The organism is Pseudomonas sp. B7(2017), assembly GCF_002112745.1.
Lineage (GTDB): Bacteria > Pseudomonadota > Gammaproteobacteria > Pseudomonadales > Pseudomonadaceae > Aquipseudomonas > Aquipseudomonas ekonensis.
The window spans coordinates 388,705-410,711 of record NZ_NEIP01000004.1 but is presented as its reverse complement, the minus strand read 5'-3'; the positions used below and the strand labels follow the sequence as shown (position 1 = coordinate 410,711).

At 66.0% G+C, this 22,007-nt stretch carries 18 protein-coding genes and 1 pseudogene; 16 read left to right on the top strand and 3 right to left on the bottom strand.

Annotated features, from left to right (window positions below; translation table 11 throughout):
- Positions 1-13 precede the first annotated feature (13 nt).
- The 13 genes and pseudogenes from CAG29_RS11060 to CAG29_RS11000 all read left to right on the top strand — a co-directional run bounded on the left by CAG29_RS11060 (position 14) and on the right by CAG29_RS11000 (position 15,116).
- Positions 14-1,636: a methyl-accepting chemotaxis protein gene (locus tag CAG29_RS11060; protein ID WP_085581288.1), complete on the top strand. Its 1,623-nt coding sequence runs from the start codon at positions 14-16 to the stop codon at positions 1,634-1,636.
- A complete protein-coding gene (locus CAG29_RS11055; RefSeq protein WP_085581290.1) occupies positions 1,636-2,172 on the top strand; it encodes a chemotaxis protein CheW in 537 nt (178 codons plus the stop codon). The genes CAG29_RS11060 and CAG29_RS11055 overlap by 1 nt, the downstream gene beginning before the upstream one ends.
- Positions 2,169-3,452, top strand: coding sequence for a CheR family methyltransferase (locus tag CAG29_RS11050; protein WP_085637428.1), 1,284 nt, complete (start codon positions 2,169-2,171; stop codon positions 3,450-3,452). The genes CAG29_RS11055 and CAG29_RS11050 overlap by 4 nt, the downstream gene beginning before the upstream one ends.
- A complete protein-coding gene (locus CAG29_RS11045) occupies positions 3,449-4,132 on the top strand; it encodes a chemotaxis protein CheW (RefSeq protein ID WP_085581294.1) in 684 nt (227 codons plus the stop codon). The genes CAG29_RS11050 and CAG29_RS11045 overlap by 4 nt, the downstream gene beginning before the upstream one ends.
- Complete coding sequence (locus CAG29_RS11040) at positions 4,129-6,432, top strand: hybrid sensor histidine kinase/response regulator (protein ID WP_085581296.1); 2,304 nt, start codon at positions 4,129-4,131, stop codon at positions 6,430-6,432. The genes CAG29_RS11045 and CAG29_RS11040 overlap by 4 nt, the downstream gene beginning before the upstream one ends.
- Positions 6,429-7,439 carry a chemotaxis response regulator protein-glutamate methylesterase gene (locus CAG29_RS11035; protein ID WP_085581298.1) on the top strand — a complete coding sequence of 337 codons (1,011 nt, stop codon included), beginning with the start codon at positions 6,429-6,431 and terminating at the stop codon, positions 7,437-7,439. The genes CAG29_RS11040 and CAG29_RS11035 overlap by 4 nt, the downstream gene beginning before the upstream one ends.
- Positions 7,440-7,487: 48 nt before the next feature.
- A pseudogene (locus tag CAG29_RS11030) lies at positions 7,488-8,517 on the top strand (diguanylate cyclase domain-containing protein); the annotation flags it as partial.
- Between the two features lie 240 nt (positions 8,518-8,757).
- A protein-coding gene (gene prfB, locus CAG29_RS11025) for a peptide chain release factor 2 (RefSeq protein WP_139831342.1) occupies positions 8,758-9,853 on the top strand; the annotation gives its coding sequence in 2 pieces (ribosomal slippage) (positions 8,758-8,829 and positions 8,831-9,853; 1,095 coding nt in all).
- 118 nt (positions 9,854-9,971) lie between these two features.
- Positions 9,972-11,474: a lysine--tRNA ligase gene (lysS, locus tag CAG29_RS11020; protein ID WP_085581302.1), complete on the top strand. Its 1,503-nt coding sequence runs from the start codon at positions 9,972-9,974 to the stop codon at positions 11,472-11,474.
- A 118-nt stretch (positions 11,475-11,592) separates the two neighbouring features.
- The gene (locus CAG29_RS11015; RefSeq protein WP_085581304.1) at positions 11,593-12,297 is read left to right on the top strand and encodes a TetR/AcrR family transcriptional regulator; all 705 of its coding nucleotides are present in this window, start codon (positions 11,593-11,595) and stop codon (positions 12,295-12,297) included.
- A 124-nt stretch (positions 12,298-12,421) separates the two neighbouring features.
- Positions 12,422-13,699, top strand: coding sequence for a flavohemoglobin expression-modulating QEGLA motif protein (locus CAG29_RS11010; RefSeq protein ID WP_085581306.1), 1,278 nt, complete (start codon positions 12,422-12,424; stop codon positions 13,697-13,699).
- A 176-nt stretch (positions 13,700-13,875) separates the two neighbouring features.
- Positions 13,876-14,790 (top strand): alpha/beta hydrolase, encoded by a 915-nt coding sequence (locus CAG29_RS11005; RefSeq protein WP_085694423.1) that lies wholly within the window; start codon positions 13,876-13,878, stop codon positions 14,788-14,790.
- On the top strand, positions 14,787-15,116 hold the full coding sequence (locus CAG29_RS11000; RefSeq protein ID WP_085632037.1) for a hypothetical protein: 330 nt from the start codon (positions 14,787-14,789) through the stop codon (positions 15,114-15,116). The genes CAG29_RS11005 and CAG29_RS11000 overlap by 4 nt, the downstream gene beginning before the upstream one ends.
- A gap of 91 nt (positions 15,117-15,207) precedes the next feature.
- On the opposite strand, the gene CAG29_RS10995 is transcribed toward CAG29_RS11000, so the two are convergent.
- The 3 genes from CAG29_RS10995 to CAG29_RS10985 all read right to left on the bottom strand — a co-directional run bounded on the left by CAG29_RS10995 (position 15,208) and on the right by CAG29_RS10985 (position 17,240).
- Complete coding sequence (locus CAG29_RS10995; RefSeq protein ID WP_085581312.1) at positions 15,208-15,996, bottom strand: OmpA family protein; 789 nt, start codon at positions 15,994-15,996, stop codon at positions 15,208-15,210.
- 54 nt (positions 15,997-16,050) lie between these two features.
- Positions 16,051-16,455, bottom strand: a complete 405-nt coding sequence (locus CAG29_RS10990) for a DUF4398 domain-containing protein (protein WP_085581314.1) — start codon at positions 16,453-16,455, stop codon at positions 16,051-16,053.
- A 443-nt stretch (positions 16,456-16,898) separates the two neighbouring features.
- Entirely contained in the window at positions 16,899-17,240 is a 342-nt protein-coding gene (locus tag CAG29_RS10985) for a pilin assembly protein (RefSeq protein WP_085581317.1), read from the bottom strand.
- Between the two features lie 212 nt (positions 17,241-17,452).
- On the opposite strand from CAG29_RS10985, the gene ppc reads away from it, so the two are divergent.
- The 3 genes from ppc (at position 17,453) to tsaB (ending at position 21,789) form a co-directional block, all read left to right on the top strand.
- Positions 17,453-20,083 carry a phosphoenolpyruvate carboxylase gene (gene ppc / locus CAG29_RS10980; protein ID WP_085581319.1) on the top strand — a complete coding sequence of 877 codons (2,631 nt, stop codon included), beginning with the start codon at positions 17,453-17,455 and terminating at the stop codon, positions 20,081-20,083.
- Between the two features lie 289 nt (positions 20,084-20,372).
- Positions 20,373-21,020 (top strand): adenylate kinase, encoded by a 648-nt coding sequence (gene adk / locus CAG29_RS10975; protein ID WP_085581321.1) that lies wholly within the window; start codon positions 20,373-20,375, stop codon positions 21,018-21,020.
- 94 nt (positions 21,021-21,114) lie between these two features.
- A complete protein-coding gene (gene tsaB, locus CAG29_RS10970) occupies positions 21,115-21,789 on the top strand; it encodes a tRNA (adenosine(37)-N6)-threonylcarbamoyltransferase complex dimerization subunit type 1 TsaB (protein ID WP_085694421.1) in 675 nt (224 codons plus the stop codon).
- Positions 21,790-22,007: the final 218 nt, after the last annotated feature.

Here is a 22,007-nt window from a genome sequence, read left to right as displayed (position 1 = left end):
ACGAGGAATCACTGTGAAGAACTGGACGTTGCGCCAACGCATTTTGGCGAGCTTTGCGGTGATTATCGCCATCATGCTGCTCATGGTGGTCGTCTCGTACTCGCGCCTGCTGAAGATCGAGGCCAGCGAAAACAGCGTGCGCGACGACGCGATTCCCGGCGTCTACTACAGCTCGATGATCCGCGGCGCCTGGGTCGACAGTTACCTGCAGACCCAGGAACTGCTGGGCCTCAAGGAAGGCGAAGGCGTCAGCGCCGAAGACGCGGCGGACTACAAGACGTTCGAAGCCCGCCTGCAGGAGCAGATGACCAACTACCGCAACACCGTGACCACCGACGAAGACCGGATCGAGTTCACCGCCTTCGAGAAGGACCACGACAACTACATGAAGATCCAGGACGCCGTGCTGGATCTGCACAAGCGCAACCTCGAGGCCGAGGCGGTCAAGCTGTTCAACGAGAAGCTGACCCCGGCATGGGTCGGCGGGCGCATGAAGCTCAACGACATCATCGGCGAGAACAAGAAAGTCGCCGACCAGGCCATGAACAACATCGACGACGCGGTGGCGGCGGCCAAGGTCAGCATGTTCGTGTCGCTGCTGGTGGCGGTGCTGGCCGCCGGCCTGTGCGGCCTGTTGCTGATGCGCGCGATCATGGCGCCGATGAGCCGCATCGTGGACATCCTCGAGGTCATGCGCACAGGCGATCTGAGCACCCGCCTGAACCTGGACCGCAAGGACGAGTTCGGCGCGGTGGAGACCGGCTTCAACGACATGATGACCGAGCTCACCGCGCTGGTGTCCCAGGCCCAGCGCTCGTCGGTGCAGGTCACCACTTCGGTGACCGAGATCGCGGCCACCTCCAAGCAGCAGCAGGCCACCGCCACCGAAACCGCCGCCACCACCACCGAGATCGGCGCGACCTCGCGGGAGATCGCCGCCACCTCGCGCGACCTGGTGCGCACCATGACCGAGGTCTCCACCGCCGCCGATCAGGCGTCGGTGCTGGCCGGCTCCGGCCAGCAGGGCCTGGCGCGCATGGAAGACACCATGCATTCGGTGATGGGCGCCGCGGACCTGGTCAACGCCAAGCTTGCGATCCTCAACGAGAAGGCCGGCAACATCAACCAGGTGGTGGTGACCATCGTCAAGGTCGCCGACCAGACCAACCTGCTGTCCCTCAACGCGGCCATCGAGGCCGAGAAGGCCGGCGAATACGGCCGCGGCTTCTCGGTGGTCGCCACCGAAGTGCGGCGCCTGGCCGACCAGACCGCCGTCGCCACCTACGACATCGAACAGATGGTGCGCGAGATCCAGTCGGCGGTGTCCGCCGGGGTGATGGGCATGGACAAGTTCTCTGAGGAAGTGCGCCGGGGCATGGCCGAGGTGCAGCAGGTCGGCGAGCAGCTATCGCAGATCATCCATCAGGTGCAGGCGCTGGCGCCGCGGGTGCTGATGGTCAACGAAGGCATGCAGGCCCAGGCCACCGGCGCCGAACAGATCAACCACGCGCTGGTGCAGCTGGGCGACGCCAGCAGCCAGACCGTCGAGTCGTTGCGCCAGGCCAGTTTCGCCATCGACGAACTGAGCCAGGTGGCCGTAGGCCTGCGCGGCGGCGTCTCGCGATTCAAAGTCTGATGAGCGAAGTCACCGCCAAACGCAGCGTCGCGCCGGCGGCGAGGCAGGCGCTGTTCCTGCTGTTCCGCATCGGCGAGGAACGCTACGCCTTGCGCGCCACCGAAGTGGCGGAGGTGCTGCCGCGCCTGCCGCTGAAGCCGATCGCCCGGGCGCCGCAGTGGGTGGCCGGGGTGTTCGCCTACCGCGGCGTGGTGGTGCCGGTGATCGACCTCAGCGCCCTCACGTTCGGTCGCAGCGCCGAGGCCCGCACCAGCACACGGCTGGTGCTGGTGCATTACCGCCCTGACGAAAATCAGCCGGCGCGCAAGCTCGGGCTGATCCTGGAGCAGGCCACCGACACCCTGCGCTGCAACGCGGACGAGTTCCAGCCATACGGCCTCGACAACCGCCAGGCGCCCTACCTGGGCCCGGTGCGTGAGGATGCCCAGGGTTTGGTGCAATGGGTGCGGGTGGCCGACCTGCTGGACGACAGCGTCCGTGGGCTGCTGTTTCCGACGCCGCCGCTGGATCCGGCGCGGCTCGAGGAGGCCCCATGAGCGGCGACCAACGGTTCTTCGGCTTCCTCAAGGAACGCATCGGCCTGGACGTGGCGTCGGTGGGGCCGGCCATCATCGAGCGGGCCGTGCGCCAGCGCATCACCCTGTCGCAGTCGGCAACCGCCGAGGAGTACTGGCAGACCCTGCAAGGTTCGCGGGACGAGCAGCAGGCGCTGATCGAAGCGGTGATCGTGCCCGAGACGTGGTTCTTCCGTTACCCGGAATCCTTCGCCACCTTGGGCAAGCTGGCGCGCAAGCGCCTGGCCGACCTCAACGGCATGCGTGCGCTGCGCATCCTCAGCCTGCCCTGTTCGACGGGGGAGGAACCCTATTCGATCGCCATGGCCTTGCTCGACGCGGGGCTCAAGCCCCATCAGTTCAAGGTCGACGGCATGGACGTCAGCCCGATGTCGGTGGAAAAGGCCCGGCGGGCGCTGTACGGCAAGAACTCCTTCCGCGGCCAGGACCTGGCGTTCCGCGACCGCCATTTCTGCCCGGAGCATGAGGGTTACCGGGTCAATGACCTGGTGCGCGAACAGGTGCGCTGGCAGACGGGCAACGTGCTCGACCCGACGTTGCTGGCCGGCGAGCCGCCGTTCGATTTCGTGTTCTGCCGCAACCTGCTGATCTACTTCGACCAACCGACCCAGCGGCTGGTGTTCGAAGTGCTCAAGCGCCTGACCCACGTCGACGGCGTGCTGTTCATCGGCCCGGCCGAGGGCAGCCTGCTGGGCCGGTTGGGCATGCGTTCGATCGGCATCCCGCAGTCGTTCGCCTTCAGCCGTCAGGACGATCCGCAGCCCGAACCCTTGCCGGCCACGTTCGCGCACCCGTTGCCTGTGCCTTTGCCGGTGCGCCAGCCGATCCGCAGCGCCCCTGCCGCGCCGGCGCGCCCGCGGCCGTTCGCCCCGGTGACGCCGTTGCCGGTGGCCGGCAAGGGTGTGCCTTCCGATGCGTCGGCCTTGCTGGCGGACATCGCCGGCCTGGCCAACGAAGGCAAGAGCGCCGAGGCCCGCGCCGCGTGCGAGCGCTACCTGCGCACCCACGAGCCGGTGGCCCAGGTGTTCTACTGGCTCGGCCTGCTCAGCGACGTCGCCGGCAACGCCCTCGAAGCCCAGGGCCATTACCGCAAGGCGCTGTACCTCGAACCGCAGCACCCTGAAGCCCTGATGCACCTGGCCGCCTTGTTGCAGGCCCAGGGCGACGGCGCAGGCGCCAGACGATTGCAGGAGCGCGCGGCCCGCAGCGCCGGCTCCGCCGACAGTGAGCGTAAACGATGATCCCGTCCGACACCTTGAACGTCACCCATGAAGACGCCCGGGCCATCGACGATTGCTGGAACCGCATCGGCATCCATGGCGACAAGTCCTGCCCGCTGCTGGACGAACACATCCATTGCCGCAACTGCTCGGTGTATTCCGCCGCCGCCACGCGCCTGCTCGACCGCTATGCGCTGCAGCAGGACGAACGCGACCCGGTGGCGACCACCGTCGAATCCGAACTCAAGACCCGTTCGCTGCTGATGTTCCGCCTCGGCGAAGAATGGCTGGGCCTGGCCACCCGCAGCCTGGTGGAGGTGGCGCCGCTGCAGGCGATCCATTCCCTGCCGCACCAGCGCTCCCGGGCCTTGCTCGGGGTGGCCAACGTGCGCGGGGCGCTGGTGGCGTGCCTGTCGCTGGTGGAGCTGCTCGACCTCGAGGCCGGCGCCGCCCCGGCCACCGGCGCACGGGTCATGCCGCGCATGCTGATCATCGCCGCCCAAGGGGGACCTGTGGTGGTGCCGGTGGACGAAGTGGACGGCATCCATGCCATCGACGAACGCCTGCTCGAGGCCGCTTCCCGCTCCGGCGCCCAGGCCGGCGCCAAGTACACCCGGGGCGTGCTGCCCTTCAAGGGCCGCAGCCTGCGTTGGCTGGATGAAGAACAGCTGCTGTCCGCCGTGACCCGGAGCCTCACATGACCCCCGAGCAAATGCGCGACGCCTCCCTGCTGGAGCTGTTCAGCCTAGAAGCCGAGGCCCAGACCCAGGTGCTCAGCGCCGGGCTGCTGGCACTGGAGCGCAATCCGACCCAGGCCGACCAGCTGGAGTCGTGCATGCGCGCGGCCCACTCGCTCAAGGGCGCGGCGCGGATCGTCGGCATCGACAGCGGCGTCAGCGTCGCCCATGTGATGGAAGATTGCCTGGTCAGCGCCCAGGAAGGGCGGCTGTTCCTGCGCCCGGAACACATCGACGCGCTGTTGCAGGGCACCGACCTGCTGATGCGCATCGCCCACCCGACCAACGCCCCGCAGCCCGCCGACATCGACGCCTACGTGGCGTTGATGGGGCGCCTGATCGACCCGGCGGGCGCGCCGGTGGTTTCAACCCCGCCGCCCATGGCCGAACTGCTGCTTGAGCCGCCCGTGGCGCCGGTGATCTCTGCACCGGTTCCGGAGCCCCAGCCCGAGCCGGTGGAGCCCGAGTCGGCCCCGATCCCGGCCCCGCGCAAGGGCAAGCGCACGGCCGAAGGCGGCGAGCGGGTGCTGCGGGTCACCGCCGAACGCCTGAACAGCCTGCTGGACCTGTCGAGCAAGTCCCTGGTGGAGACCCAGCGGCTGAAACCGCACCTGGCCACCATGCAGCGCCTCAAACGCATGCAGAACAACGGCCTGCGGGCGTTGGAAAGCCTCAACGTGCACCTCAAGGAACATGCGCTGAGCCTGGAGGCCCAGGAAGCGCTGGAAGATGCGCGGCGCCTGCTGGCCGAATCGCAGCAGTTGCTGGCGGAGAAAAACGCCGAGCTCGACGAGTTCGCCTGGCAGGCCAGCCAGCGCGCCCAGGTCTTGTACGACACGGCGCTGGCCTGCCGCATGCGGCCGTTCGCCGACGTGCTGTCCGGTCAGGTGCGGATGGTGCGGGACCTGGGCCGCAGCCTCGGCAAGCAAGTGCGGCTGGAGGTCGAGGGCGAGAAGACCCAGGTCGACCGCGACGTGCTGGAGAAGCTCGAAGCGCCGCTGACCCACCTGCTGCGCAACGCCGTCGACCACGGCATCGAGACCCCGGCGCAGCGCCTGTTGGCGGGCAAGCCGGAAGAGGGCCTGATCCGTCTGCGCGCCTCTCACCAGGCCGGGCTGCTGGTGCTGGAGCTGAGCGACGACGGCAACGGCGTGGATCTGGACAAGGTGCGCCGCAGCATCGTCGAGCGTCAGCTGTCGCCGGCCGAGACCGCCGCCCAGTTGAGCGAAGAAGAGCTGCTGACGTTCCTGTTCCTGCCGGGGTTCAGTCTGCGGGACACCGTCACCGAGGTCTCCGGCCGCGGCGTCGGCCTCGACGCGGTGCAGCACATGGTGCGCCAGTTGCGCGGCGCGGTGGTGCTGGAGCAGGTGGCGGGCGAGGGCAGCCGTTTCCATCTGGAGGTGCCGCTGACCCTGTCGGTGGTGCGCAGCCTGGTGGTGGAGGTCGGCGATGAGGCCTACGCCTTTCCGTTGGCGCACATCGAGCGCATGTGCGACCTGGCGCCGGAAGACATCGTGCAGGTCGAGGGCCGCCAGCACTTCTGGCACGAAGGCCGTCATGTCGGCCTGGTCGCCGCCAGCCAGTTGCTGCAGCGTCCGGCCAGCCAGAACAGCGGCGACACCCTCAAGGTGGTGGTGATCCGCGAGCGCGACACCATCTACGGCGTGGCGGTGGAGCGCTTCATCGGCGAGCGCACGCTGGTGGTGCTGCCGCTGGACGAACGTCTGGGCAAGGTGCAGGACATCTCGTCCGGGGCATTGCTCGACGACGGTTCGGTGGTGCTGATCGTCGATGTCGAGGACATGCTGCGGTCGGTGGACAAGCTGCTCAACACCGGGCGCCTGGAGCGCATCGCCCGCCACGGCGGCCAGGCGGCGGAAGCGGCGCGCAAGCGTATCCTGGTGGTCGACGACTCGCTGACGGTGCGCGAACTGCAGCGCAAGCTGCTGCTCAACCGCGGCTACGACGTGGCGGTGGCGGTCGACGGCATGGACGGCTGGAACGCCCTGCGCTCCGAAGACTTCGACCTGCTGATCACCGACATCGACATGCCGCGCATGGACGGCATCGAACTGGTCACCCTGCTGCGGCGCGACAACCGCCTGCAGTCGTTGCCGGTGATGGTGGTGTCCTACAAAGACCGCGAAGAGGACCGGCGCCGCGGGCTGGACGCCGGGGCCGACTATTATCTGGCCAAGGCCAGTTTTCATGACGACGCCCTGCTCGATGCAGTGGTCGAACTCATCGGAGGGGCGCGGGCATGAGGATCGCAATCGTCAACGACATGCCCCTGGCGGTGGAGGCACTGCGCCGGGCGCTGGCGTTCGAGCCGGCGCACCAGGTGGTGTGGGTCGCCGGCAACGGCGCCGAGGCGGTGCGGCTGTGCGCGGAGAACACCCCGGACCTGATCCTGATGGACCTGATCATGCCGGTGATGGACGGCGTCGAGGCCACCCGGCGGATCATGGCCGAAACCCCGTGCGCCATCGTCATCGTCACGGTCGACCGGCAGCAGAACGTGCATAGGGTGTTCGAGGCCATGGGCCACGGCGCGCTGGATGTGGTCGACACCCCGGCCCTGGGCGCCGGCAACGCCCAGGAAGCGGCGGCGCCGCTGCTGCGCAAGATCCTCAACATCGGCTGGCTGATCGGCGAGCGGACCACCCGTTCCCGCCCGGCGCAGCCGCCCCAGCGCAGCTCTGCGTCGTGCAAGCGGCTGGTGGCCATCGGCTCGTCCGCCGGCGGGCCGGCGGCGCTGGAAGTCCTGCTCAAGGGCCTGCCGCGCAACTTTTCCGCCGCCATCGTGCTGGTGCAGCATGTCGACCAGGTGTTCGCCGCCGGCATGGCCGAATGGCTGGCGAGTGCCAGCGGCCTGGACGTGCGCCTGGCCCGTGAGGGCGAGCCGCCGCAGGCCGGCGCGGTGCTGCTGGCGGGCACCAATCACCATATCCGCCTGCTCAAGAACGGCACGCTGGCCTACACCGCAGAGCCGGTCAACGAGATCTACCGGCCCTCCATCGACGTGTTCTTCGAGAGCGTGGCCAACTTCTGGAACGGTGACGCCATCGGGGTTTTATTGACCGGAATGGGACGCGACGGGGCCCAAGGGCTTAAGCTCATGCGTCAGCAGGGTTATTTGACCATCGCCCAGGATCAGCAAAGCAGTGCGGTGTACGGCATGCCCAAGGCCGCGGCGGCGATCGACGCGGCCGTGGAAATCCGTCCGCTGGAAAAGATAGCGCCACGGTTGCTGGAGGTTTTCCCCAAATGAATCCATGTTTCAGCAATCCCGGCTCCCGCAGTATTCAGGTGACCGCCCATGAATGACTTACAGATCGATGACATCAAGACCGACGAGAACGCCGCCATGGTGTTGTTGGTGGACGATCAGGCGATGATCGGCGAAGCCGTGCGCCGCGGGCTGTCGAACGAAGAGAACATCGACTTCCACTTCTGCTCCGACCCGCACCAGGCGGTGGCCCATGCGGTGCGGATCAAGCCGACGGTGATCCTCCAGGACCTGGTGATGCCCGGCCTCGACGGCCTGAGCCTGGTGCGCGAATACCGCAACCACCCGGCGACCAAGGACATCCCGATCATCGTCCTGTCGACCAAGGAAGACCCGCTGATCAAGAGCGCGGCGTTCTCGGCCGGGGCCAACGACTATCTGGTGAAGCTGCCGGACAACATCGAGCTGGTGGCGCGCATCCGCTACCACTCGCGCTCCTACATGACCCTGCTGCAGCGCGACGCGGCCTACCGCGCCCTGCGGGTCAGCCAGCAGCAACTGCTCGACACCAACCTGGTGCTGCAGCGGCTGATGAACTCCGACGGCCTGACCGGGCTGTCCAACCGTCGGCACTTCGACGAGTACCTGGAACTGGAATGGCGCCGCTGCCTGCGCGACCAGAGCCAGTTGTCGCTGCTGATGATCGACGTCGATTACTTCAAGTCCTACAACGACACCTTCGGCCACGTCGAAGGCGACGAAGCCCTGCGCAAGGTGGCCACGGCGATCCGCGAGGCCAGCGCGCGGCCGTCGGACCTGCCGGCGCGCTACGGCGGCGAGGAGTTCGCCCTGGTGCTGCCCAACACCTCGCCGGGCGGTGCGAGGCTGGTGGCGGAGAAGCTGCGCCAGACCGTCGCGGCCCTGAAGATCCCGCACATCGCACCGACCGAAGGGTCGAGCCTGACCATCAGCATCGGCCTGGCGACGATGGTGCCGGAGGCGGGCAGCGACTGCCGCCTGCTGATCTCGGCGGCGGACCGGGGCCTTTACCAGGCCAAGAACAACGGGCGCAACCAGGTGGGGATCGAGTAACCCCCGCCAGCCCGCATCGCCAGCAGGCTGGCTCCCACAGGCATTTCGGCCGGAAGCGGAGTCTGCGGTCACTGCGCAACACTGTGGGACCGAGCCTGCTCGCGATGGCGGCGCATGGGTCGTTGCGTTGGCGACTGCACACCGCTTTCGGGCTGCGCAGGCCGCTGTCAAGCGAATTGAGGTTACAGCCGCCGGACGGGCTGCCGCGCCAGCCCGATTACGTTATACTCGCCGGCTTTCAAAAGTTCGCCAACGAGTGCTGCCTGTCATGGAAATCAACCCGATCCTGAACACTATCAAGGACCTGTCCGAGCGCTCCGAAACCATTCGGGGGTATCTTTGACTACGATCAAAAGCATGAGCGTCTGACCGAGGTCAACCGCGAGCTTGAAGATCCGAGCGTCTGGAACAAACCCGAATACGCCCAGGAGCTGGGCCGCGAGCGCGCCGCCCTGGCGCAGATCGTCGAGACCCTGGACGGACTGTCCGGCGGCCTGGCCGATTGCCGCGACCTGCTGGACATGGCCGTCGAAGAGAACGACGAAGGCGCCGTAGGTGACGTGGTCACTGAACTGGCCCGCCTCGAAGACTCCCTGGCCAAGCTGGAATTCCGCCGCATGTTCAGCGGCGAAATGGACATGAACAACGCCTACCTGGACATCCAGGCCGGTTCCGGCGGCACCGAGGCCCAGGACTGGGCCAACATCCTGCTGCGCATGTACCTGCGCTGGGCCGACAAGCGCGGCTTCGACGCGACCATCATGGAACTGTCCGCCGGCGAAGTCGCCGGGATCAAGGGCGCCACCGTGCACATCAAGGGCGAATACGCCTTCGGCTGGCTGCGCACCGAGATCGGCGTGCACCGTCTGGTGCGCAAGAGCCCGTTCGACTCCGGCAACCGTCGCCACACCTCGTTCTCGGCCGTGTTCGTCTCGCCCGAGATCGACGACAAGGTGGAGATCGAGATCAACCCGGCCGACCTGCGGATCGACACCTACCGCTCCTCCGGCGCCGGCGGCCAGCACGTGAACACCACCGACTCGGCGGTGCGGATCACCCACGTGCCGACCAACACCGTGGTCAGCTGCCAGAACGAACGTTCCCAGCACGCCAACAAGGACACCGCCATGAAAATGCTGCGGGCCAAGTTGTACGAGCAGGAAATGCAGAAGCGCAACGCCGCTTCCCAGGCCCTGGAAGACAGCAAGTCCGACATCGGCTGGGGTCACCAGATCCGTTCGTACGTGCTCGATGCTTCGCGGATCAAGGATCTGCGCACCAACATCGAACGCAGCGACTGCGACAAAGTGCTCGACGGCGACATCGACGAATACCTGGAAGCGAGCCTGAAGTCCGGGCTGTAAGAGACGTAACACAGGGTTCGGCTGATTTCTGTCCGATCCCTGTGGAAGCCAGCCCTGCTGGCGATCCCCGGTCCGCAAGGCCCGGGGGCAACGAACCTGTGATGGAAAATTTGAAGACATGAGCGACCAACAACCCGATTCGCAAGCCCTGCAACAGGAAGAGAACTCCCTGATCGCCCTGCGCAAGGAAAAGCTTGCCGCCGAGCGCGCCAAGGGCAACGCCTTCCCGAACGACTTCCGCCGCGAGAACTACTGCGATGCCTTGCAGAAACAGTACGCGGACAAGACCAAGGAAGAGCTGGCAGAGGCTGCAATCCCGGTCAAGGTCGCCGGTCGCATCATGCTCAACCGTGGCTCGTTCATGGTGATCCAGGACATGACCGGCCGCATCCAGGTCTACGTCAACCGCAAGACCCTGTCGGAAGACACCCTGGCGGCGGTCAAGACCTGGGACATGGGCGACATCATCGCCGCCGAAGGCACCCTGGCCCGTTCCGGCAAGGGCGACCTGTACGTCGAGATGACCGATGTGCGCCTGCTGACCAAGTCCCTGCGCCCGCTGCCGGACAAGCACCACGGCCTGACCGACACCGAGCAGCGCTACCGTCAGCGCTACGTCGACCTGATCGTCAACGAAGACGTGCGCCAGACCTTCCGCGTGCGTTCGCAGGTCATCGCCCACATCCGCAGCTTCCTGATGAAGCGCGACTTCCTCGAAGTCGAGACGCCGATGCTGCAGACCATCCCGGGCGGCGCCGCGGCCAAGCCGTTCGAAACCCACCACAACGCGCTGGACATGGAAATGTTCCTGCGCATCGCGCCAGAGCTGTACCTCAAGCGCCTGGTGGTCGGCGGTTTCGAGAAGGTGTTCGAGATCAACCGCAACTTCCGCAACGAAGGCGTCTCGACCCGTCACAACCCTGAATTCACCATGTTGGAGTTCTACCAGGCCTACGCCGACTACGAAGACAACATGGACCTGACCGAAGAACTGTTCCGCGAGCTGGCGCAGCTGGTTCTGGGCAGCACCGACGTGCCGTACGGCGACAAGGTGTTCCACTTCGGCGAGCCGTTCGCCCGCCTGTCGGTGTTCGACTCGATCCTCAAGTACAACCCCGAGCTGACCGCCGATGACCTGAACGACATCGACAAGGCCCGTGACATCGCCAAGAAGGCCGGCGCCAAGGTGCTGGGCTTCGAAGGCCTGGGCAAGCTGCAGGTGATGATTTTCGAAGAGCTGGTCGAGCACAAGCTGGAGCAGCCGCACTTCATCACCCAGTACCCGTTCGAAGTGTCGCCGCTGGCGCGCCGCAACGACGAGAACCCGAACGTCACCGACCGCTTCGAGCTGTTCATCGGCGGCCGTGAGATCGCCAACGCCTACTCCGAGCTCAACGACGCGGAAGACCAGGCCGAGCGCTTCATGGCCCAGGTGGCCGACAAGGACGCCGGCGACGACGAGGCCATGCACTACGACGCCGACTTCGTCCGCGCGCTGGAGTACGGCATGCCGCCGACGGCCGGTGAAGGCATCGGCATCGACCGCCTGGTGATGCTGCTGACCAACTCGCCGTCGATCCGCGACGTGATCCTGTTCCCGCACATGCGGCCGCAAGCGTAAACGTTTCACTTAAAAAACCGCCTCGAACAGGCGGTTTTTTATTGCCTGTCTGGTACAAACGTATCAAATGGTTACTTTTGAAAAGAACAACAGAGGAATACCTGCCGTGATCGGTGCAATGGCTCAAGAGGGTGCAGCGGGAATCGCCGTTGCGGTCGCTGAAAGTGTTCAGTACCAGGGTCGCAAGGCCAGCCGACAGGGCAGCGAGCAGCGCCGGCAGGACATTCTCGACGCGGCGATGCGCATCGTCGTGCGCGACGGCGTGCGTGCCGTGCGCCACCGTGCGGTGGCGGCCGAGGCCGGCGTGCCGCTGTCGGCCACCACTTATTACTTCAAGGACATCGATGACCTGCTCACCGATACCTTCGCCCAATACGTCGAGCGCAGCGCGGCCTACATGGCCAAGCTGTGGATCAACAACGAAGGCCTGCTGCGCGAGATGGTGGTCAGCGGCGACGGCAGCCCCGAGTCGCGCTCGCAACTGGCCGACGACATCGCCCGGCTGATGGCCGACTATGTGCACCGGCAACTGGTCAACCGCCGCGAACACCTGATGGCCGAGCAGGCGTTCCGCCAGGAGGCGCTGCTCAACCCGCGCCTGGCGGAACTGGTGCGTTCCCACCAGCAGATCCTGCTGCAGGGCACCTGCCAGCTGTTCCAGGTGCTGGGTTCCCGGGAACCGCAGCAGGATGCCAAAGTGTTGACGGCGATTATCGGACGGATGGAATATCAGGGCCTGCTCAACGGTGTCGAGCCATTGGCCGAAGAGGACATGCTCGGCATCCTGACGCGGTACATGCATCTGGTGCTGGCGTCGGTGTGACGCAATCCCCTTGTAGGAGCGAGCCTGCCCGCGATGACGGTGCGACAGGCAGCAGCGATGTTGAATGCAGCGACGCGTTCGCGGGCAAGCCCGCTCCCACAGACGTTTTTTACAGGAGTTTCGGGTGGACGATTACCAGCAGACGATACGCACGCTGTCCGATCGCATTGTGCTGGCGCAGACACCGATCCGCGTCCTCGACGCGGTCAAGTGGGACGAGAACGTGCGCAAGGGTTTCCTCAAGGCCAAGGGCAAGGAACTGCCGGCAGTGGACCGGGACTACTACCTCAACCGGCCGCTGACCTTCGATTCGAGCAAGGTCAAGCTCGAGTTCCAGAACATCGAGCGCGACATCACCCGCCAGCTCGGCCAATTCAGCCCGGTGGGGCAGATCATGCGCCGCATGTGCAAGGAGTACCGCATGGTGGTGCGCATGCTCGAAGCGCGCGGCACCGAGGACTTCGGCCTGATTTCCCAGGAACTGTACGGCGCCGCGTCCGATGCGTTCCATGCCGGCGATCCGACCCTGGCCGACCTCGGCCTGATGATGTCCGACTACCTGAACAACATCGACGGCCGCGGCGACCTGAAGGACGAGCCCAAGACCCTCACCGCCAAGGACGCCGTGCACCTGCTGCAGACGCGCCTGAACAAAGTGTTCGGCGAAGCCGAGGAAACCATCCGGGTGTTCGAGTCCGACGGCATCGTCGCCGACGCGGCGGCGGGGGCCGACTACATCAAGATCCGCACCGACGCGATGTTCAACGGCCGCGACGTCCGGGCCCTGGAAGTGCATGAAGGCCTGGTGCACGTCGGCACCACGCTCAACGGCCTGAACCAGCCGATCTGCACCTTCCTGGCCAAGGGCCCGCCTTCGTCGACGGTGACCCAGGAAGGCCTGGCGATCCTGATGGAAATCATCACCTTCGCCTCCTACCCCAGCCGCCTGCGCAAGCTCACCAACCGCACCCGCGCCATCCACATGGTGGAGGAGGGCGCGGACTTTCTGCAGGTCTTCGAGTTCTTCCGCGAGCAGGGCTTCGAGATGGCGGAAAGCTACGGCAACGCGAGCCGGGTCTTCCGGGGTTCGGTGCCGACCGGTCTGCCATTCACCAAAGACTTGTCCTACCTCAAGGGCTTCATCATGGTTTACAACTACATTCAGTTGGCCGTGCGCAAGGGCAAGCTCGAGCAGATCCCGCTGCTGTTCTGCGGCAAGACCACGCTGGAGGACATGCGCACCCTGCGCCAACTGGTGGACGAAGGCCTGGTGGTGCCGCCCAAGTACCTGCCGGAGCAGTTCCGTGACCTGAACGCGCTGTCGGCGTGGATGTGCTTCTCCAACTTCCTCAACCATTTGAGCCTGGACCGGATCGAGGCGGACTACTCCAACATCCTATAGGGCAAACACAATACCTGTGGGAGCTGGCTTGTCGGATCGCCGCACCGCAGCGATTGCATTCTGTCAGTCATTATTGATGTTGGCTGACCCACCGCCATCGCTGGCAAGCCAGCTCCCACAGGGTTATTTGTTCTTCTCTGAATCGTTCGCCAATTTCCTTCGCGAGGTTTCACCGGATGAGAATCCTCGGCATCGTCTGCCTGCTCCTGACCCTCGGCGGGTGCAGTTCGCTGCTGTTCTACCCCGAGCGCGGCCAGTTGTTCACCCCGCAGAAGGCCGGGCTCGACTACCGCGACGTGACCCTGACCACCGCCGACGGCCTGCGCCTGCACGCCTGGTGGCTGCCGGCCAAGGCCGGGGTCGAGGTCAAGGGCACGGTGCTGCACCTGCACGGCAACGGCGGCAACCTGCCGATGCACCTGGGCGGCAGTTGGTGGCTGCCGAAGAACGGCTATCAGGTGCTGCTGGTGGACTACCGCGGCTATGGCCTGTCCGAAGGCGAGCCGTCGCTGCCGGCGATCTACCAGGACATCGACGCCGCCTTCGCCTGGCTGGACCGCGCGCCCGAGGTCAAGGGCAAGCCGCTGGTCGTGCTGGGCCAGAGCCTGGGCGGCGCGATGGCGGTGCACTGGCTCGTGCGGCATCCGGAACGCCAAAAGCAGCTCAAGGCCCTGGTGCTCGACGGCGTGCCCGCCAGCTACCGCAGCGTCGGCCAGTATGCGCTGAGCACCTCGTGGATGACCTGGCCGTTCCAGGTGCCGCTGTCGTGGCTGGTGCCGGACGGCGACAGCGCCATCCGTTCGATGGAGAAGCTCGACGGCGTGCCGAAGCTGATCTACCACAGCATCGACGATCCCCTCGTGCCCCTTTCCAACGGCATCCGTCTGTATCAAGCTGCGCCGCCGCCCCGTGTGCTGCAGCTGACCCGCGGCGGCCACGTGCAGACCTTCGGCGACCCGGTGTGGCGGCAGGTGATGCTGCGTTACCTGGACGACCCCGAACACTTCAACGGCCTGCGCCGCCTCGGCGAGATCCCCAACTATCCGCCGTCCCCGAAAACCGAAGACGAACCCCCAGAGAGTCCGCAATGAGTGAAGAACGTAACGCCATCCCGCTGATCATCACCGGTATCTGCAGCATCCTCGGCACCGTCGGTGCCCTGTGGTACTACGGCTACCTGCACTTCGCCAAACCCGAGGATGCGCTGCTGCTCAACGACTTCACCATGCTCAAGACCATCCCCGGCGAGGATTACCGGGTGTCGCTGGAACCGGCGCCGCAAGTGGCGCAATGCATCGACGGCGTGCTGGTGCTGTTCGACACCGAACAGAAAGGTCTGACCGGTGTGCTGGTCAACAACAAGAAGAAAGCGGTGCGCTGCATGGGCCAGGAAACTCCGCAGCAACTGCAGCAATAACGGTCTCACAGCCTCTTGTGGCGAGGAAACCGGGAAACGAAAAGCCCCGCCTGATCGCTCAGGCGGGGCTTTTCGCATCAGCGTGCGACGCTTAGTTCGCGCTCACCGCCGAACGCGGCAGCACCGGCTGGTTGTCGTTGGAGATGGTCACTTCCACCCGACGGTTCATCGCCCGGCCCGAGACGCTGCCGTTGTCCGCCACCGGGTATTCCTTGCCGTAGCCCTGGGTCACGATGCGCGACGGATCGACGCCCATCTTGATCAGCGCCACCTGCACCGAGGTCGCCCGGCGTTCGGACAGCGACTGGTTGTAGCCCGCAGTGCCGGTGCTGTCGGTGTAGCCCTCGACGATCACCTTGCGGTCGGGGTTCTCCTGGAGGAACTGCGCCAGCTTGTTGATGTTCATCAGGCCGCTGGACTTGAGCTCGGCCTTGTTGGTGGCGAACAGCACGTCGCCGAAGGTCACCAGGGTGCCGCGATCGGTCTGTTTGGCGTTGAGGCTGTCCTGAAGCTGTTTGATCTGCTGGTCGCGGGCGTCCAGGCGGGCCTGGGCGCGCTGGGCCGCGGCGTTCTTCAGGTTGGCTTCGGCGGTGCGCAGGGCGATGGTCTGCTTGGCCACTTCCACGCGCTGGTTGGTGAGGTAGGCCAGTTGGTCGACCTTGGCCGCGTCTTGCTTGTCCAGGTAGGCCTTGTCGGCCTTGTCCAGGTAGTCGCTGGCCTCTTTGGTCTCCAGGGCGGCGACCTTGCTGGCCTGCGGGTTGGCCTGCAGGCCTGCGTAGTTGGTGCGCGCCTGTTCCAGGTTCGGGTTCGGCGGGGTGGAGCACGCCGCCAGGGCAACGCTTGCGGCCAGCAGAGCAGGGATCATCAGTTGATTACGCATGTTCGTTCGTCCTTCTGTCGATAAGAGATTCAGCCTTGCGGTCGGGATGCGCGCTTACTGCACGGTGCGCTGACTTTCCTGACGCAGTTCCTGAACGCCCTTCTGGGAGTCCTTCACGGCCTGCTCGGCCTTCATCGCCTGGGCCTTGCGCTCGGCGACCCGGGCGTCCCACTCGGCCTGTTCGGCCAGGGTGCGGGCCTGATCGTATTTCTTGTCGTGCATGGCGATTTCAGCCTGCTTGAGCTTGTCCTGGGCCTGCTTCATTTCCACGGCGGCGAATTCGGTGCCGCCGGCGCTGACCGCGCTGTTGACCGCCGATTGGGTGACGGCGTACTGCTCGGTCGGCGGGTTGCCGGCGCAACCGGCCAGCACGACGCCGGCGCCCAGGGCCAGGGCGACCAGTTTCAGGCTGCGCAGAGGGGTGGACGAGGTTTGGGTCTTCATGGTCTTCAACTCCATTGTTCAACTCCTTGGATAACGCTGAATCCATCCTGGACGAGGAGTCGCATGCGTCGTGTCGGAGCGCGTTCTGAAACGCTCGTCCCAGGCGTGGTTACCTGTTCCGACCGGGCGCATTTTTTAAAAGTTCAGAAAAGATGGCCCATCGCCAAAAAAAATTTGACCGAACGGGCAGGGCTCTAAAGCGGGAACTTTGGCGGTGTCTGGCGGTATGGGCGGGCCGATTGCCGTCCGAAAAGCGAGAGCGGGCTTGCTTGCCATGCGCTGTGTCAGCCACGACTGAAGGAGCCAGAAAGGGCGCTTTCGCGGGCAAGCCCGCTCCCACAGTTTTCGGGGGGGGGCACACATTTCCCTGTGGGAGCCAGCCTGCTGGCGATAGCGTCAGGCCTGAGACCGCAGGCCCAGGTCAAGACCGTTGCTCCCACAGGATGAGCTGTGCGGGATCAGTGCTTCGGCTTGCCGGCGGCGGACAGATCCTGCAGATGCCGGCGCGACAAGGCGAGGAAACGCGGCGTCGGGCCGACGTCCTCGTACAGCGGATCGCCTTCCTCGTCGGTGGCGACCACCGTCGAGCCCTTCACGTACGGCAGGCTCGCCTCGAACTCTTCGAGGGCGGCGCCGATCAGTTCGCCGAGCAGTTCCTCGGGATGCCGCTTGGGGTACATTTCGGCGATGGCGGCCAGCCGCGCGGCGGCCTCCACGTCCAGGCGGATGGTGTAGCCGGTGTCGGTCAGGCGACCCTTGGCGGTTTCTTCCCAATGCTGGGCAAGTTCTCGGATTTTCATGATGACCTCATGGCGCACCCGCTCGTGGCAGGTTCTGGTGAGTGTCCGGCGGGGCCGGCGGCAAGCCGTTGTGGGGCCTGTTGTTGAGGTTAGCTGGCGGGCGCGGGGTTGCGTGGCCCTTCGTCGTCTGCTTGTAAGTCGCGCCGCAGAGCGGCACTCTCTGACCATTCGCTCGCTTTTTAGCCGCCTGGACGACTGCTGGAGAACTGCCGATGACCGATATCGATGCACGCTTGCGCGAAGATGTTCACCTGCTCGGAGAGCTGTTGGGCAACACCATCCGTGACCAGTACGGCGAGGGTTTCCTCGACAAGATCGAGCAGATCCGCAAGGGCGCCAAGGCCGACCGGCGCGGTTCGATGGACGCCGAGCTCAGCGCCAGCCTCGATCAGCTGAGCGAAGCCGAACTGCTGCCGGTGGCGCGGGCGTTCAACCAGTTCCTCAACCTGGCCAACATCGCCGAGCAGTACCAGTTGATCCATCGCCGCGAGGCGTCGCAGGCCGCGCCGTTCGAATCCCGGGTGCTGCCGGAGCTGTTGGCCCGCCTGCGCAGCGAAGGCCACAGCGCCGAGGCCCTGGCCCGCCAGCTGGCGCGGTTGGAGATCGAACTGGTGCTCACGGCCCACCCGACCGAAGTGGCGCGGCGCACGCTGATCCAGAAGTACGACGCGATCGCCGCGCAGTTGGCGGCCCAGGATCATCGCGACCTGACCGACGCCGAGCGCGGGCAAATCCACAACACCCTGCAACGCCTGATCGCCGAAGCCTGGCACACCGAAGAGATCCGCCGCACCCGACCCACGCCCGTAGACGAAGCCAAATGGGGCTTCGCGGTGATCGAGCATTCGCTGTGGCAGGCGATCCCCAACCACATGCGCAAGGCCGACCAGGCGCTGCACGCCGCCACCGGCCTGCGCCTGCCGTTGGAGGCCGCGCCGATCCGCTTCGCTTCATGGATGGGCGGCGACCGCGACGGCAACCCCAATGTCACCGCCGCCGTCACCCGTGAGGTGCTGTTGCTGGCGCGCTGGATGGCGGCCGACCTGTACCTGCGCGACGTCGACCGCTTGGCCGCCGAGCTGTCGATGCAGCAGGCCAGCGATGAACTCAAGGCCCGCGCCGGCGACAGCGCCGAGCCGTACCGCGCCGTGCTCAAGCAACTGCGCGAACGCCTGCGCGCCACGCGCAACTGGGCCCATGCGGCGCTGACCGCCGCCACCCCGGCGCCGGCGGACGTGCTGCACGGCAACCGCGAACTGCTTGATCCGCTGGAGCTGTGCTACCGCTCGCTGCACGAATGCGGCATGGGCGTGATCGCCGACGGGCCGCTGCTCGACTGCCTGCGCCGGGCGGTGACGTTCGGCCTGTTCCTGGTGCGCCTGGACGTGCGCCAGGACTCGTCGCGGCACAGCGCGGCCATGACCGAAATCACCGATTACCTGGGCCTGGGCCGCTACGAGGAATGGGGCGAGGAGCAGCGCATCGAGTTCCTGACCCGCGAACTGAACAACCGCCGGCCATTGCTGCCGGCCCACTTCAAGCCCTCGGCGGACACCGCCGAAGTCCTCGCCACCTGCAAGGAGATCGCCGCTGCGCCGGGCGCCTCGCTGGGTTCCTACGTCATTTCCATGGCCGGCGCCGCGTCCGACGTGCTTGCGGTGCAACTGCTGCTCAAGGAAGCCGGCGTGCTGCGGCCGATGCGCGTGGTGCCGCTGTTCGAGACCCTGGCCGACCTCGACAACGCAGGTCCTGTGATCGAGCGGCTGCTGCAACTGCCGGGTTACCGCGCACGGTTGCAGGGGCCGCAGGAAGTGATGATCGGCTACTCCGACTCGGCCAAGGACGCCGGCACCACCGCTGCCGCGTGGGCCCAATACCGCGCCCAGGAGCGGCTGGTGGAGATCTGCCGCGAACAGCAGGTCGAACTGTTGCTGTTCCACGGCCGTGGCGGCACCGTCGGCCGCGGCGGCGGCCCGGCCCACGCGGCGATCCTGTCGCAGCCGCCGGGATCGGTGGCGGGGCGGTTCCGCACCACCGAGCAGGGCGAAATGATCCGTTTCAAATTCGGCCTGCCCGACATCGCCGAACAGAACCTCAACCTCTATCTGGCGGCGGTGCTCGAAGCGACCCTGTTGCCGCCGCCGCCCCCGACCCCCGAATGGCGGCACCTGATGGACGAACTGGCCGCCGACGGCGTCAAGGCCTACCGCGCTGTGGTGCGGGAAAATCCGCAGTTCGTCGAGTACTTCCGCCAATCCACACCGGAGCAGGAGCTGGGGCGCTTGCCGCTGGGCAGCCGCCCGGCCAAGCGCCGGGCCGGCGGCATCGAGAGCCTGCGGGCGATCCCGTGGATCTTCGGTTGGACCCAGACGCGGCTGATGCTGCCGGCCTGGCTCGGCTGGGAGACCGCGCTGAACAACGCCCTGGCCCGGGGCGAAGGGGATCTGCTGGCGCAGATGCGCGAGCAATGGCCGTTCTTCCGCACCCGCATCGACATGCTGGAGATGGTGCTGGCCAAGGCGGACGCCGACATCGCGCTGTCCTATGACCAGCGGCTGGTCGAGCCGTCGCTGCTGCCGCTGGGTGCGCACTTGCGCGACCTATTGTCGCAGGCGTGCGCGGTCGTGCTCGGGCTGACCGGTCAGTCGCAGTTGCTGGCGCACAGCCCCGACACCCTGGAATTCATCCGCCTGCGCAACACTTACCTCGATCCGCTGCATCTATTGCAGGCCGAACTGCTGGCCCGTTCCCGGCGCCAGGAAGTGGTGCAGGGCAGCCCCGTGGAACAGGCGCTGCTGGTGTCTGTGGCGGGGATCGCCGCCGGTCTTCGAAATACCGGCTAAGGTTTTCTGCGTGGGGCGGGGGCTCCCGCAGCGGTTCGCGGGGGCCGTCTGGCGCACACGGAAAAGGTGCGGTCAGGCGACAGTTAATGATGGGGTTGCGACTTGGGACACTGCGGCGCAACGTCGCGGCAGGGGCCGGTTTCTCCGACTTTTGGTGTCTTGTGTGGGCGCAGCCTGCTGTGTATCTTGATCAGCCTTTGGCCGTTTGGGCGGCCGCGACCCTATTTTCAAGATTGGCCCCACGAGGCGAATCCGTTGTTTTTTATATAAAAAATTGAGGAGCACATCGATGCGCGTCATTCTGCTGGGAGCTCCCGGGGCCGGTAAAGGTACTCAGGCTAAGTTCATCACCGAGAAATTCGGCATTCCGCAAATCTCCACCGGCGACATGCTGCGTGCGGCGGTCAAGGCCGGCACCGAGCTGGGCCTCAAGGCCAAGGGCATCATGGATGCCGGCGGCCTGGTGTCGGATGACCTGATCATCGCGCTGGTCAAGGATCGCATCGCTCAGTCTGACTGCGCCAACGGCTTCCTGTTCGACGGTTTCCCGCGCACCATTCCTCAGGCCGAAGCCCTGGTCACCGCCGGCGTCGAGCTGGACGCCGTGGTCGAGATCGCGGTCGAAGACGAAGAGATCGTGCAGCGCATCGCCGGCCGCCGCGTCCACGAGGCCAGCGGCCGCGTGTACCACATCGTCTACAACCCGCCGAAGGTCGAAGGCAAGGACGACGTCACCGGCGAAGAGCTGGTGCAGCGCAAGGACGACACCGAAGAGACCGTGCGCCATCGCCTGTCGGTCTACCATTCGCAGACCAAGCCGCTGGTGGACTTCTACCAGAAGCTGTCTGCCGCCCAGGGCAAGCCGAAGTACAGCCACATCCCTGGCGTCGGTTCGGTCGAGGCCATCACCGCCAAGGTGCTGGCGGCCCTGAGCTGAAAAAACGGCTCAGCTGCATCATCCACGGCCCGCTTGCGGGCCGTAGTTGTTTATACTGGCGCCCTTTTTCCCCTCCTGATTGACGGACACACCGATGAGCACCCTGCTGGCCCTGGACACCGCGACTGAAGCCTGCTCCGTCGCCTTGCTGCATGACGGCAAGGTCACGAGCCATTACGAGGTGATCCCGCGCCTGCATGCGCAGAAACTGCTGCCGATGATCCAGCGGCTGCTGGCCGACGCTGGCACCACCCTGCAAGCGGTGGACGCCATTGCCTTCGGCCGCGGGCCCGGCGCCTTCACCGGCGTGCGGATCGCCATCGGCGTGGTGCAGGGGCTGGCGTTCGCCCTGGAGCGTCCGGTGCTGCCGGTCTCCAACTTGGCGGTGCTGGCGCAGCGGGCCTACCGCGAGCACGGCGCAAGCCAGGTCGCGGCAGCCATCGATGCGCGCATGGACGAGGTGTACTGGGGCTGCTACCGCGAGACGGCAGGGGAGATGCGCCTGGTCGGCGCCGAAGCGGTTCTGCCGCCGGAAGCCGCAGCGCTGCCGGCCGATGCCGCGGGTGAATGGTTCGGCGCGGGCACCGGTTGGGGCTACGGCGAGCGCATCGCCGTCAGCCCGAGCGGCTCTGACGCCGGCATGCTGCCCCATGCCGAAGACCTGTTGACCCTGGCCCGGTTCGCCTGGGCGCGCGGCGAAGCCATTGCGCCGGACGACGCTCAGCCGGTCTACCTGCGCGACAAGGTCGCCACCCCCAAGGCCCGCTGACTCACGCCCAAGTCAGCGGCTCAGGTAACGACTGCAGAAGCCAGCCTGCTGGCGATGGTGTCGGCAGGCACGCACCGATAGGAGGGGCGAGCCCGTTCCTGTGCTGCCAATCGTCAGTTTCTAACCCCGCGCTTTAAACCTTTTGTCTTTTATGTGTTCTAGTTATCACTCGGCGGTTTGCTAAGTCGGTCAGGTGCCGCTAAATTGCCATCATCGAT